Source organism: Novosphingobium sp. KCTC 2891 (genome assembly GCF_025938155.1).
GTDB lineage: Bacteria > Pseudomonadota > Alphaproteobacteria > Sphingomonadales > Sphingomonadaceae > Novosphingobium.
Genome location: NZ_JAPCZG010000001.1, coordinates 511,911 through 524,543 on the forward strand (window position 1 = coordinate 511,911; position 12,633 = coordinate 524,543).

Sequence of the window (12,633 nt, forward strand, 5' to 3'; positions counted from 1 at the left end):
AAGCAATTCCCGGCCCTTTTTCCGTTCAGTCGGCGCGAACCGCAGCCTCGATTTCGCCATCGGGAAATTTGCGCTTGTGCCGCACCGACCACCACAGCGAGGCCGCGATCAGCAGCGCGCCGATCAGGCCGGTCACGGTCTCGGGAACCTCGTAGCGGGCAGAGGCCAGCATGATCCCGCCCAGCGCGATGATCGCCCAGAACGCGCCATGTTCAAGATAGCGGTATTCCGAAAGCGTACCGCGCTGCACCAGCAGGATGGTCATCGATCGGACGAACATCGCACCGATCGACAGGCCCAGTGCGATCACGATCATGTTGTTCGACAGGGCGAACGCGCCGATCACGCCGTCGAAGCTGAACGAGGCGTCGAGCACGTTGAGGTAGAGGAACCCGCCGAGGCCGGAGCGCACCACCGCGCCGGCGGCCTTCTGCGCCTCGTCGCGCATCTCCAGCACCGTGCCGATGGCTTCCACCGCGATGAACGCGACGATGCCCAGCGCGCCCGAAACCATGAAGGTCAGCGCTTCATACTCCGGCAGCAGCAGCGAAACGCCGTAGAGCGCCAGCAGCAGCAGCGCGATTTCAGCGGCCTTCACGTTCGAGACGAGCGACAGCTTTTCCTCGATCCAGTCGATCCAGTGGATGTCCTTCTCGTCGTCGAAGAAGAACGACAGGCCCACCATCGCCAGGAACGCGCCGCCGAAGCCGGCGATGCCGATATGTGCGCCGCTCACGATTTCCTCGTAGCGGGCCGGATCGCGCAGCGAGAGTTGCAGTGCTTCGACGGGGCCGATGCCCGCCGCGATTGCCACGATCGCCAGCGGAAACACGATACGCATCCCGAACACGGCGATTACCATGCCCCAGGTAAGGAAACGCTTCTGCCAGACCTCGTCCATCTCTTCGAGCACCGAGGCGTTGACCACCGCGTTGTCGAACGAGAGCGAGATTTCCAGCACCGACAGCACCAGCACGATCCACACCAGCGACAGCGTCGCCGCGGCAGAATGCGTCTGCCACCAGCCATAGGCCACCGCCAGCACAAGGCAGGCGAAGGTGAAGAGGAGAGATCCCTTGAAGTTCTGCAGCAACGCGCGTGTCCTGAAATGACGGTCCGCGCCGGCCCTTAGCCGTCGCCGCCCGGCAGCGCAAAGCCGCAAACCGGCAAAGGTTCCGTGTGCCGGCCTATTTCGGGCTGCGGGGCTGGTAGGTCTGCTCGATCCCCGGGAAGGTTCGCGCGCGCACTTCTTCGGCATATTGGGCTGCGGCGCCCGAAATGACCCCGGCGATATTCTCGTAGATCTTCACGAAGCGCGGCACGCGCTCGAACATCCCCAGCATGTCCTCCGTGACCAGCACCTGCCCGTCGCACTGGGCCGAAGCGCCGATGCCGATGGTGGGGCAGGCAACGGCCCTGGTGATCTCGATCGCGATGGGTTCGACCACGCCTTCGATCACGATGGCGAAGGCGCCGGCATCGGCCAGTGCACGGGCATCGCCCACGATCTTGGCGGCCTCGGCCTCGCTGCGCCCGCGTGCATTGTAGCCACCCAGCACGTTGACCGCCTGCGGGGTGAGGCCGATGTGGCCCATGACCGGGATCCCGCGCTGCGACAGAAACGTCACGGTCTGGGCCATGGCCTCGCCGCCTTCCAGCTTCACGGCCGCGCAGCCGGTGTCCTTGAGCAGGCGGCTGGCGTTGGTGAACGCCTGTTCGGGCGAGGCTTCGTAGCTGCCGAACGGCATGTCGACCACCACGGCCGCGTGATACGATCCGCGCACGACCGCCGCGCCGTGGGCGGCCATCATGTCGAGCGTGACGGGGACGCTGGAGGGCAGGCCGTAGATCACCTGGCCCAGCGAGTCTCCCACCAGCAGCAGGTCGCAATGCGCGTCGAGAAGCTGGGCCTGCCGTGCGGTGTAGGCGGTCAGCATGACCACCGGTTCCTCGGTCACGCCGTCCTTCTTGCGCTGTCGGATCGCGGGGATCGTCAGGCGCTTCATCGGCGCGGGCGTGGGGTTGGCGCGGCTGGTGGCGGTGTCGAGCTGGAACGTCGTGGACATCGGGCCTCTCTCCTCGGGCCGCAAGCTTCTAACCCATCGGCGGAAACCCGCAAGCGGCGCGGTGATATGGCGCAAGGCTGGGGAAAAAGCGCTTTGCGGCAGGGTGGCTTGTCGCTAGCTTCCCCGGTCATAACCTGGTTACCGGTGCAACGACCGCAAGGGGGCGGGCTGTTGCGCCGCCCCGCGTTCGGGAGAAATGCATGTTCGGTCGCGTCAAACCACTCGACGCCATACTTGCCACAGCCGAGAAGAAATCGCTGCACCGCTCGCTCGGGCCTGTGCAGCTGACGCTTCTTGGCGTTGGCGCCATCATCGGCACGGGTATCTTCGTGCTGACCGCCGCCGCCGCGCAAAAGGCCGGCCCCGGCATGATGTGGAGCTTCATGATCGCCGGCTTTGTCTGCGCGGTCGCGGCGCTTTGTTACTCGGAACTGGCCTCGATGGTGCCGGTTTCGGGGTCTGCCTACACCTATACGTACGCCGTTGTCGGCGAATTGCTGGCCTGGATGGTCGGCTGGGCCCTCATCCTTGAATATGCCGTCGCAGCTTCCGCCGTTTCGGTGGGGTGGTCGGGCTATTTCATGGGCCTGCTCAAAAGCCTGACAGGCTTTGAGCTGCCAGCCATGCTGAAATCCGGGCCGACCTGGAGCATGAACGGCATGCTCCCTCATGCCGATTTCAGCGCCGGACTGATCAACGTGCCGGCGATCTTCGTCGCGCTCGCCGTCACCGCGCTGCTGGTGCGCGGGACCAAGGAAAGCGCCACCTTCAACGCGGTGCTGGTCGCGATCAAGGTTGCGGCGCTGACCATGTTCATCTTCCTGACGCTGCCCGCGATGGACCGCGCCCACTTCGTGCCGTTCGCGCCCAATGGCTGGTTCGGCCCGGCCGGCACTTCCGGCATGGGCATCGTCGGCGCGGCATCGTCGATCTTCTTCGCCTATGTCGGCTTCGACGCAGTCTCGACTGCGGCGGAGGAAACCAAGAATCCGCAGCGCAATGTGCCGATTGGCCTGATCGGCAGCCTTGCGCTGTGCACCGTGTTCTACCTGCTGGTGGCTTCGGGCGCGATCGGTGCGATCGGCGCGCAGCCTACCGCGATCGGCGTGGCGCCCGGCTCGGCCGAGTTCACCCAGCAGTGCGCTGCGCTTGTCGCGCAGGGCAAGGAACCGCTGGTCTGCTCGAACGAAGCGCTCGCGCACGTCCTGCGCGCGATCAACTACTCGTGGGCGGGCGATCTGATCGGCCTTGCCGCCAACCTGGCGCTGCCCTCGGTGATCCTGATGATGATGTTCGGTCAGACCCGCATCTTCTTCGTCATGGCGCGCGACGGGCTTCTGCCGGAAAAGCTCGCCAGCGTTCATCCCAAGTGGAAGACGCCGCACATCGTCACGATGGTGACGGGCGTGTTCGTTGCCATCGCGGCGGCGCTGCTGCCGGTGGGCCAGCTGGCCGACATCTCGAACTCGGGCACGCTGTTCGCGTTTTTCATGGTCGCGCTGGCGGTGCTGATCCTGCGTGTGCGCGATCCGCATCGGGTCCGCCCGTTCCGCACGCCGCTCGTCTGGCTGATCGGCCCGATTGCTGCAGCGGGCTGCGTGTTCCTGTTCTTCAACCTGCCGTTTGAAGCGATGATCGTGCTGCCCGTGTGGGGCGCGATCGGGCTGGTGTTCTACTTCGCCTATGGCTTCCGCATGAGCCATGTCGGGCGCGGCCTGGTCGAAGTTCACGAAGAGGACAGCGACGCTCCGCCCCAGCCGGTGCCGCCGATCGCCTGATCCGGCATTCGGGCAAAAAAGGGGGCGCCTCCCGTGCGGGAGGCGCCCCCTTTTCGTTTCCGCTTAGAGCGTCGTCTGGGCGAAGCCGCCCTTGATCGTGTCGGTCACGTCCATGCCCAGCGCCATCTTCACGGTGTTGAGCGCGCCCACTTCGCCCGCCCAGATCGAGGCCTTGCCCAGATCCATGCGCATGAGCAGCAGGTCCGGATCGTCCTTGCCGCCCGGAAACCACGCCTCGACGAAGTTGTTCCATTCCTTGTCGAGCCGTTCGCGACTGGTTTCCTCCACCAGCGTGCCGGTAAAGCGCGCGAAAAGATCGTGCCCCTTGCTGGCGAAGGTCGCCGTGGCGGGACCCATCGCAGCGAAATGGTTGTTGCGGCTGGTGAAGAACCAGATCGCGTGCGCGGCGTCCTTGTCGAGCTGCGCGGTCATCGGCGCGGCCGATTCCGCATCCTTGTCGAGTTGCAGCATCACATAGGGCGACGCATCGAGCGCCTTCCAGAACTTGTCCTTCAGTTCCTGCGGATCGCCTTGGTCATATTTCATCGTTCAAGTCCTGTTGAGAGGAGGGATGTCTGCCGAACGGCTGCGCGGCGGCACTGGTTCCGCCGCATCACACCGGCGGTGTGACCAGCGCGCTTGCCGTCATCGCGTCGAGCACGTCCTGCCGGTCCTCGGGCGCGCGGCCCGACAGGAAATCGAGCAGGTCGGTCTTGAGCCGTTCGGTATGCGTGGCAAACAACCCGTGCGGCGCGCCGTCGTATTCCAGCAGCGTGGCATGGGGCACCGCGCGCACCACGGCGCGGGCGGTCGCCTCGATCGGCACGGTCTTGTCCGCCGTGCCATGGATCACCAGCGTGGGCAGGCGGAACGCGGCAAGATCGGGGCGGAAATCCGTGCTGGCAAACGCCCTGGCGGCCAGCAGCGTGGGACGCAGGCCGGCCATCATCGCGGTTGCCCACGAAAGTTGGAGCATTTCGTCGCTGACCGGGTGGCTCAGCAGGCCCACGCCGAAGAAGTCCTTGAAGAAGCCGGTCATGAACTTCGCCCGATCCTGCACCATCCCCTCGGTCATTGCGTCAAACGTCTCCTGGGGGACGCCCTCGGGGTTGTCGTCGGTTCGGGCCATCAATGGCACCACCGACGATACCAGGACCGCGCGCGACACGCCCTGGCCACCGTGGCGGGAGAGATAGCGCGCGACTTCGCCGCCACCCATCGAGAAACCCACCAGCGCGGCATCCTGCGTTGCGCCCAAGGCCTGCATCACGTCGGCCAGATCGTCTGCAAACGTGTCATAGTCGTATCCGCCCGAAGGCTGGTCCGACCGGCCAAAGCCGCGCCTGTCATAGGCGATCGCTCGAAAGCCCGCCTCGGCGAGCGCATGGCTGACCGGATCCCATGAATCGCCCGACAGGGGCCAGCCGTGAATGAGGATGACCGGCGGCCCTTCGCCCCACGATTTTACAGAGAGCCTCGTCCCGTCGCGGGTCTCGATCATCGGCATGGCATCAATTCTCCACAGTCCCTCCCGCATCATGGCAACCGGTGCCGCCAACGCCGGTTCCGCCGGTTTCTGCCCCCTTGCGTCTTGTCCGGCAGAAAGAGGGCTGGCCCGATGCAGTATTGGAACATATAAAGAACGAATGACGCAGAAAACCGTGATGGAGCGACTCGAGATCCTGGCCGATGCGGCGAAATACGACGCATCCTGCGCCTCGTCGGGCACGGCCAAGCGCAACAGCAAGGGTGGCAAGGGTATCGGTTCGACCGAGGGGATGGGGATCTGCCACGCCTATGCGCCGGACGGGCGCTGCATTTCGCTGCTGAAGATCCTGCTGACCAACCACTGCGTGTTCGACTGCCACTATTGCATCAACCGCAAGAGCTCGAACACGCGGCGCGCCCGCTTCACCCCGCAGGAGGTGGTGGACCTCACGCTGGCCTTCTACCGCCGCAACTACATCGAAGGGCTGTTTCTGTCCTCGGGCATCGTCAAGAACGCCAGCCACACGATGGAGCAGCTGATCGAGGTGGCCCGCATTCTGCGCGAGGAGCACGATTTTCGCGGCTACATCCATCTCAAGACCATCCCCGAAGCGGACCCTGAACTGGTGGCGCGCGCCGGGCTTTGGGCTGATCGCGTCTCGATCAATGTCGAGCTTCCCACGGTCGCCGGGCTGACCCGGCTCGCGCCGGACAAGTCGGCCACCCAGATCGAAGGCGCCATGGGCACGCTGAAATCCGCCATTGTCGAGGCGAAGGACGCGCGGAGGCGGTTCCGGTCCGCGCCAAAGTTCGCGCCCGGCGGGCAATCGACGCAGATGATCGTCGGCGCGGACGCCGCCAGCGATGCCGACATCGTCGGGCGCGCCAGCGCGCTCTACGGCCGTTTCGGCCTGCGGCGGGTCTATTATTCCGCGTTCAGCCCCATTCCCGATGCCAGTGCGGTCCTGCCGCTCCAGCGCCCGCCGCTGATCCGCGAGCATCGGCTCTACCAGTCCGACTGGCTGATGCGCTTCTATGGATATGCCCCGCAGGAGGTGCAGCAGGCGGCGGACGACAAGGGAATGCTGCCGCTCAACATGGATCCCAAGCTCGCCTGGGCGCTGAAGTTCCGCGATGTGTTCCCGGTCGATCTCAACCGCGCCGCGCGCGAGCAACTGCTGCGCGTGCCGGGGCTGGGGGTGCGGGCGGTGAACGCGATCCTTGGCGCGCGCCGGCTGCGGCGGCTGCGGCTGGAAGACGTCGCCCGGTTGACCGTCTCGCTGGCGAAGGTCCGGCCCTTCATCGTCACCGCCGACTGGCGACCGACGCTGCTGACCGATCGCAGCGACCTGCAGGCGCTGGTCGCGCCGAAGCGGGCGGAGCAACTGGAACTGTTCTCGGCATGATCCCGGCGCGCGATCACGGGTCCGGTTCCGCGCCCGGTTCCGGGTGGGTGGTTTCGCTGGCCGCGCCCGACGATTTCGACGGCTGGCGCGAAGTCGCGCGGCAGCTGCTCCGGGCGGCGATTCCGCCGGAGCAGGTGCGGTGGGAAGCACCCGGCGGGGAGGGGGCGGACCTGTTCGCGGCTGCCGCGCGCCCCTTGCCCGTCCCGCCGGCCGATGCGCCGCAGCCGCGTGTCTCGCGGGCGTTCGTGCAGATGGCGCAAAGCGCGATCCTTCATGGCGATAGCGCCCGCTTCGCCTTGCTCTATCGCCTGCTGTGGCGACTGCAATCGTGCCCCCGGCTGATGGAGGACGCCGCCGATCCGGACGTGCGGCACATCGATCGGCTTGCGCGGACGGTGCGGCGCGACATTCACAAGATGCGCGCGTTCCTGCGGTTCCGCGTGGTCGAGGAGGCCGACGGGCAGGAGCGCTACGTTGCCTGGTTCGAGCCGGAGCATCACATCCTGCGGGCCAATGCCGGGGTCTTCGTGCGCCGCTTCACGCAAATGCGCTGGTCCATCCTGACGCCGCAGGGGGCACTGCACTGGGACGGGGAGATCCTGCGCGAAGGTCCACCGGCCCAGCGCAGCGATGCCCCGTCGGGCGATCCCACCGAGGACCTGTGGCGAAAATACTATGCATCGACTTTCAATCCCGCGCGTTTGAAAGTCGGGGCAATGCTCAAGGAAATGCCCCGGAAATACTGGAAGAACATGCCCGAGGCGGCGCTCATCCCCGAGCTGGTCGCCGGGGCTCAGGCGCGCGAGGCGAGGATGGTGGAAGCGGGATCGCAAGCATTCGGGGAACGCCCGGCGAGCCTGGCGGAGGTCGCAAGCGCCATCGCGGCCTGCCGCCGCTGCGCGATTGGCTGCAACGGCACGAGCGCCGTGCCGGGCGAGGGGCCGCGCAAGGCGCGGCTGATGATCGTGGGGGAACAGCCGGGGGACATGGAGGAGCAGGCCGGGCGGCCGTTCATCGGCCCGGCGGGGCAGTTGCTCAGGGCGCACCTGAACGACACCGGGCTGGACGTGAACGCGGCCTACGTCACCAACGCCGTCAAGCATTTCAAGTTCGCGATGACCGGCAAGCGCCGACTGCACCAGTCACCCACCGCGGGGGAAATCGACACCTGCCGCTGGTGGGTGGAAAGCGAGCGCGCGCTTGTGCAGCCACGCCTGATCCTTGCACTCGGCGCCAGCGCGGCACGCGCCATGCTGGGCCGGACGGTGAGCGTCCAGAAGGAGCGCGGCCGGCCCCACCGCCTTGAAGACGGCACGGAACTGTGGATCACCACGCATCCCAGCTACCTGTTGCGCCTGAAAGACGACGGCCGGCAGGAAGGGGGGCGGCAGATCGAGGAAGCGCGCTTCCGGGACGATCTGCGCGCCGTTGCCGCGCGCCTGCGTGAACTGGCCTGACGGGCCGTCAGGTGCGCAGGCGTTCGATCCCCTGCGCCAGCGCGACGTAGAGCTTGCCCATGTCCGACGACAGCAGCGTCACGCCCAGCGCGTTGCCGTCGCGCGTGGACAGCAGCTGGCGCAGCATCGATTCGAAATCATGGATGAACCGGTTGACGTGCTCGCGGAACTCGGTGTCGCTTTCGTAAAGCTGCTGGACCGCCTTCGCCTCGTTGTTTTCGAGCAGTGAGACCGCGCGGCGGGTGAAGATGCCCCGGTCGCCGCGCAGGTAGGAGGCCCAGGCGGTTTCCGAAACGTCGGCCGACAGCACCTTGGCGATGTCGATGGCGGTCGAATTGAGCGATTCGGTGATGAGTGCGGTGCGGCGGGCGAAGTCGTTGTCGACCTGCTCCTCGGCCCGCTCGCGCGCGCGGCTGACGCGGTTTTCGAGATTGCCGGCCAGTTCGTCCACCTTGGCCAGCTGATCGCGCATCTGGAGTGCGGTTTCGCGGGCAGAGGACGCCGCCGTGTCGATGGCTTCCTCCAGCCGCGCCACCAGTTCCGCCCCGCGCCCCTGCAGCACGCGCATGATCGCGGCGTTGCTTTCCTCGCCGAAGCGCTCGGCCAGTGCCTCGATCTCGCCTGCGGTGCCGTCCTTGAGCGCGCTGCCCGCGCTGGCGGCGGCTTCGGTCAGCTGGGTGATGGCGCCGGAAAGGCGGCCGTCGATGTCCTGTGACAGCGCATCGCTGTCACGCCGGGCAGCGGCAAGCACGTCACGCAGTGCACCAAGGCGGGCTTCCTGCTCGGCCGCGCGGGTGGAGAACGCTTCCTGCAATTGCGTCAGATCCTCCGCGATCCCGCCCACGTCGCCGCGTGCCGCGCTCATCCGTTCGGACAGCGTGCGCCCGGTGTCGCCCGCTTCGCGCAGCGTGTCGCGCAGGGCGAAGACGCGGTCCTCGATCTTGTGCAGGCCCGCCTCGGTGCTGCGCAGCGCCTCGGGGATCTGGGTGCGCGTATGGTCGCCGCCGGCGCGGATCAGTTCGAGCAGGCGGACGGCCGATTCGGTGAGTTCGCCGATCTGGAGGTCGGTGCCGGACAGCGCCTCGCGCATTTCCGCAAGCCGGCCGTTGAGCGTGCCCATCGCGCGTTCCACCGTGCCGGCGGTCTCGGCGCCCTGCTCGCCCGATGCGCGCAGCGTGGCGGAGAAGGCGGCAACGCGGTCGGCAATGGCATCGCAGTGGTTGCCAAGCAGGCGAGCGTCCTCAAGCTGGCGCTCGCGCTGGGCTTCCACCGCATGGTCGAGCTGCGCGAGCTTGCTGGCGAGCGCGTCGGCGGCTTCGGCACCGGCGGCGGCAATGGCGGCGCGGCGCTCGCCAATGGCCTTGTCCAGTTCTGCAAGGCGGCGCTGCAGCGCGTCGCGCTGGTCGGCAAAGCTGCTTTCCAGGCTGGCGCGGCGGCTGGAGAGATCGGCGTCGACGCGGCCGGCCTCTTCGCCAAGCCGGCGGGCGAGCGCGCCCGCGCCGTCCTCGAACGCGGCAAGCCGCTGGCGCGCGGCGGCGAGCAGCCCATCGTGGTCGCGCCCGATTTCCTCGATTGCCTGTCGCAGCGACTGGACCTGCGCGGCGGTGCGCTCGGACCATGCTTTCAGCGCGGCCTCTTCCTGGCTGTCGACCGTGCGCGCGAATTCTTCGCTTTCCTCGCGCAGGGCAAGGAAGCGGGCGTTGAGCGCGGCCAAGGCGGAGTCCTCGGCCTCACCGATGGCGGTGCGCTGGTCGGCCAGTTCCCGGGCCAGCGCGTCCGCGCGGCCGCGGATCGCGGCCAGCGCGGCGATTTCCTCGTGGTCGAGCCGTTCGCGGTGGCTGGCGACCTGCTGCTCCAGCGCATCGAACCGGTCCTTGGCGACCTGCCCGATCTGGCCCGAGGCCTCGCCGAAGCGGGCCAGCGCGGCATCGACGCGGTCGCGGATCTGGCCGACCTGCCGCTCGCTGGCGAGGCCGAATTCATTGAGCCGCTGGAACCCGGTGACGAGATCCTCGATCTGGACGTGCGCGGACCGGCCGGCGTTGGCGATGTTGTTGGTCACGTCCTTCGCCGCATTGGCGATCACCGGCAGCTGGCCGCGCAGCTTTTCCATGTTCTCGAGCGCGTGGCTGGCGACTTCGCCGATGCGGTCGATCTGCGCCCCATTGCCCGCGATCAAGTCCTGCAACCGGCCGGCAGAGCCGGACAGGCGGTCCACCGCGACGCGGCCGAGGGATTCGAGGTCGCGGCTCTGCGCGGCGATGAAGTCGCGCGCCAGCGACAGTTCGGTGTTGACCGAGACAAGGCGGGTTTCCAGCCGCTCGGATTCGAGCGCGAGCAGGCGCGCCGCATCGTTGAAGCGGGCCGTCTCGCGCCGGCTGCCGCGCATCACCAGCAGCAGCAGCACGCAGGCCAGCAGCACGGGCATCGTCCAGGTGGCGGCCAGCTGCGCGCCGTCGGCCGGCGTGATTCCTGCCGAAAACCGGCCCAGATTGGCCCACACGAAGAAGCCGCTCCACGCCGCGACGGCGAGCGCGCAGACCCATGGGGCGAGCGGCTGGCGCGCGGCCGGCAGGTCTTCGTCCGGTTGCGGATCGGCATCGACCGGCGCGAACGCGATTTCCTCCAGTTCGAGCACGGTTTCGGCAGCACTGCTTTCGCTTTGCCCGCCGTCTATCGGAATGATCCGCGATCCCCCATTCATTCCATCACCTTATCACGCTTCGGGGGCATCCATAAACCCCGCCTTAACCCGGATGCCGCCACGTTCATCGCATGGCCTATATCGGAGAGCAGATAGACGCGAACCTTTCCGCTGCGGCGGGGGATGACCCGGAACTGTTCCGGGCGCTGGGCCTGGCTTTTGCCGAAAGCGCGCGGCGCCAGCTCGACCTGCTCGAAAGATCCCGCTGTGATGGCAACTGGCACGTCGCCGCGTTGCGGCTGAAAAGCATTGCAGCCACGTTCCATGCGCCCGATCTGCTCGCATTGGCCGACGAAGCCGCCGATGGCGCGCCCGGTGATCCGGCGGTGCTGCGGCGCATCGCGCGCGTGCTGGCGGACTATCCGGTCTGAAGCCCATCATCGCCAGCCTGCCCCTTTCCGCGGCACGGCTTGGCAGCGACCGCCCCGCGCCCTACGATAAGCGGACAGGAGGCCGGTCCCTTTGCGTGTCGCACTACTTTCATCGCTCGAAGGCGCGGCCGGCGAGCCGCAGGCTCTGCGCGGCGGGTTGCTGGTGGGGGGACGATCCGTCCTGCGGCACCAGTTGGCGCTGGCGCTGGCCTTTGGCTGCCAGCGGATCGTCACCCTCGCCGAAACGCTGACCGGCGAACTCGTCGCCCTCCAGCAGATTGCCGAGGAACGCGGCGCGCGGTTTCATGTCGTGGCCAGCACGCGCGCGATCGTGCCGCTGGTTGCGCCAGAGGATGAATTGCTGGTGCTGTCCGACGGGCTGCTGGCGATGCCCGCTGATGCGCTGCGCCTGCTCGAGGAAGGACCGGCGATCCTGACCCTGCCGGTCGAGACCGGACTGGCCGCCGGGTTCGAGCGGATCGACATCAACCACGCCGCCGCCGGCGCGATGCGCCTGCCTGGCCGGATCGTGGCCGGGCTGGGCGAGCTTCCCTCCGAGTGGAATCCGGTCTCCGCGCTGCTGCGGCTGGCGGTGCAGGCGCGCGTCACCATGCGCGCCGTGCCGGGTGCGCTGCTGGACGAAGGCCGCTGGCGACTGCTGCGCAACGAGGCGGAAGCGCAGACGGCCGAGCCGGCATGGCTGCGGCTGCATATCGCATCGGACGACGACGGCGCGCCTTCGGGCTGGCTGGCGACGATTGCGGTGCGGTTGACCGGTTCCGCCATTCTTCACGCCGGTACGCGGCCGTGGGTGCTGATGCTGGCGGCGCTCGTCGCCGTGCTGCTGGGCCTGGGCGCGGGCTGGTTTGGCTGGATCGGGCTGGGCCTGCTGCTGGCCGGGGTGGCCACGGTAGCCGCGCGGGTCAGTGCGTTGCTGGCGCGGATCGAGCGCAATGCGCTGTTGGCGCGGGCAGGGCGCTTTGCGCTGGATGGCGCGTTTGGCTGGATTCAGGACGCCGCCATCGTCACGCTGTGCGCGTGGCGCAGCGACATTCCCAAGGCACCGGGCATTCCCTGGGGGCTGGCATGGTTTGCGCCGCTGGTGCTGATGCTGGGGCTTCGGCTGCTGGGGTGGGTGGTACCGCCGGGACGCGTCGCGGCCTGGCTGGGCGACAGGCTGGCGGTCGGTGCGGCGCTGGCGTTCCTGAGCGCAACGGTGTCGTTCGATCTGGGCGTGCGCGTCGTGGTGGTCATGCTGATGGCGGCGGGGCTGGCGGCGGCGCGAAAGGCCCGGATCGGACATAGCCTTGATGGACCGCAAGATGGACAGGGTCCTAACCACGCATTAACCAGCAGGGCATAA

The 12,633-nt window shown here is 67.6% G+C and carries 10 protein-coding genes; 5 read left to right on the forward strand and 5 right to left on the reverse strand.

Translation table 11 applies throughout. The features are described 5' to 3' along the window. Positions 1-25 precede the first annotated feature (25 nt). Together OLX02_RS02425 and panB are read right to left on the reverse strand one after the other, a co-directional pair. Entirely contained in the window at positions 26-1,093 is a 1,068-nt protein-coding gene (locus OLX02_RS02425) for a DUF475 domain-containing protein (RefSeq protein WP_264419914.1), read from the reverse strand. A gap of 94 nt (positions 1,094-1,187) precedes the next feature. Continuing rightward, entirely contained in the window at positions 1,188-2,066 is an 879-nt protein-coding gene (panB, locus tag OLX02_RS02430) for a 3-methyl-2-oxobutanoate hydroxymethyltransferase (RefSeq protein WP_264419916.1), read from the reverse strand. 200 nt (positions 2,067-2,266) lie between these two features. On the opposite strand from panB, the gene OLX02_RS02435 reads away from it, so the two are divergent. After that, entirely contained in the window at positions 2,267-3,844 is a 1,578-nt protein-coding gene (locus tag OLX02_RS02435; RefSeq protein ID WP_264419918.1) for an amino acid permease, read from the forward strand. 63 nt (positions 3,845-3,907) lie between these two features. On the opposite strand, the gene OLX02_RS02440 is transcribed toward OLX02_RS02435, so the two are convergent. Both OLX02_RS02440 and OLX02_RS02445 read right to left on the reverse strand, forming a co-directional pair. Continuing rightward, entirely contained in the window at positions 3,908-4,390 is a 483-nt protein-coding gene (locus OLX02_RS02440) for a pyridoxamine 5'-phosphate oxidase family protein (RefSeq protein ID WP_264419919.1), read from the reverse strand. 67 nt (positions 4,391-4,457) lie between these two features. After that, complete coding sequence (locus OLX02_RS02445; RefSeq protein WP_264419921.1) at positions 4,458-5,351, reverse strand: alpha/beta fold hydrolase; 894 nt, start codon at positions 5,349-5,351, stop codon at positions 4,458-4,460. Positions 5,352-5,490: 139 nt separating this feature from the next. On the opposite strand from OLX02_RS02445, the gene OLX02_RS02450 reads away from it, so the two are divergent. Together OLX02_RS02450 and OLX02_RS02455 are read left to right on the forward strand one after the other, a co-directional pair. Continuing rightward, positions 5,491-6,738 (forward strand): putative DNA modification/repair radical SAM protein, encoded by a 1,248-nt coding sequence (locus OLX02_RS02450; protein WP_264419923.1) that lies wholly within the window; start codon positions 5,491-5,493, stop codon positions 6,736-6,738. Further along, positions 6,735-8,195 (forward strand): UdgX family uracil-DNA binding protein, encoded by a 1,461-nt coding sequence (locus OLX02_RS02455; protein WP_264419925.1) that lies wholly within the window; start codon positions 6,735-6,737, stop codon positions 8,193-8,195. The genes OLX02_RS02450 and OLX02_RS02455 overlap by 4 nt, the downstream gene beginning before the upstream one ends. Before the next feature lie 7 nt (positions 8,196-8,202). Here the strand turns inward: OLX02_RS02455 and OLX02_RS02460 are convergent, their stop codons facing one another. Then, positions 8,203-10,899, reverse strand: coding sequence for a hypothetical protein (locus tag OLX02_RS02460; RefSeq protein WP_264419927.1), 2,697 nt, complete (start codon positions 10,897-10,899; stop codon positions 8,203-8,205). A gap of 71 nt (positions 10,900-10,970) precedes the next feature. Between OLX02_RS02460 and OLX02_RS02465 the strand changes: the two genes are divergently transcribed. Both OLX02_RS02465 and OLX02_RS02470 read left to right on the forward strand, forming a co-directional pair. Then, entirely contained in the window at positions 10,971-11,270 is a 300-nt protein-coding gene (locus tag OLX02_RS02465; protein ID WP_264419929.1) for an Hpt domain-containing protein, read from the forward strand. A 91-nt stretch (positions 11,271-11,361) separates the two neighbouring features. Then, the gene (locus OLX02_RS02470; RefSeq protein WP_264419931.1) at positions 11,362-12,633 is read left to right on the forward strand and encodes a hypothetical protein; all 1,272 of its coding nucleotides are present in this window, start codon (positions 11,362-11,364) and stop codon (positions 12,631-12,633) included.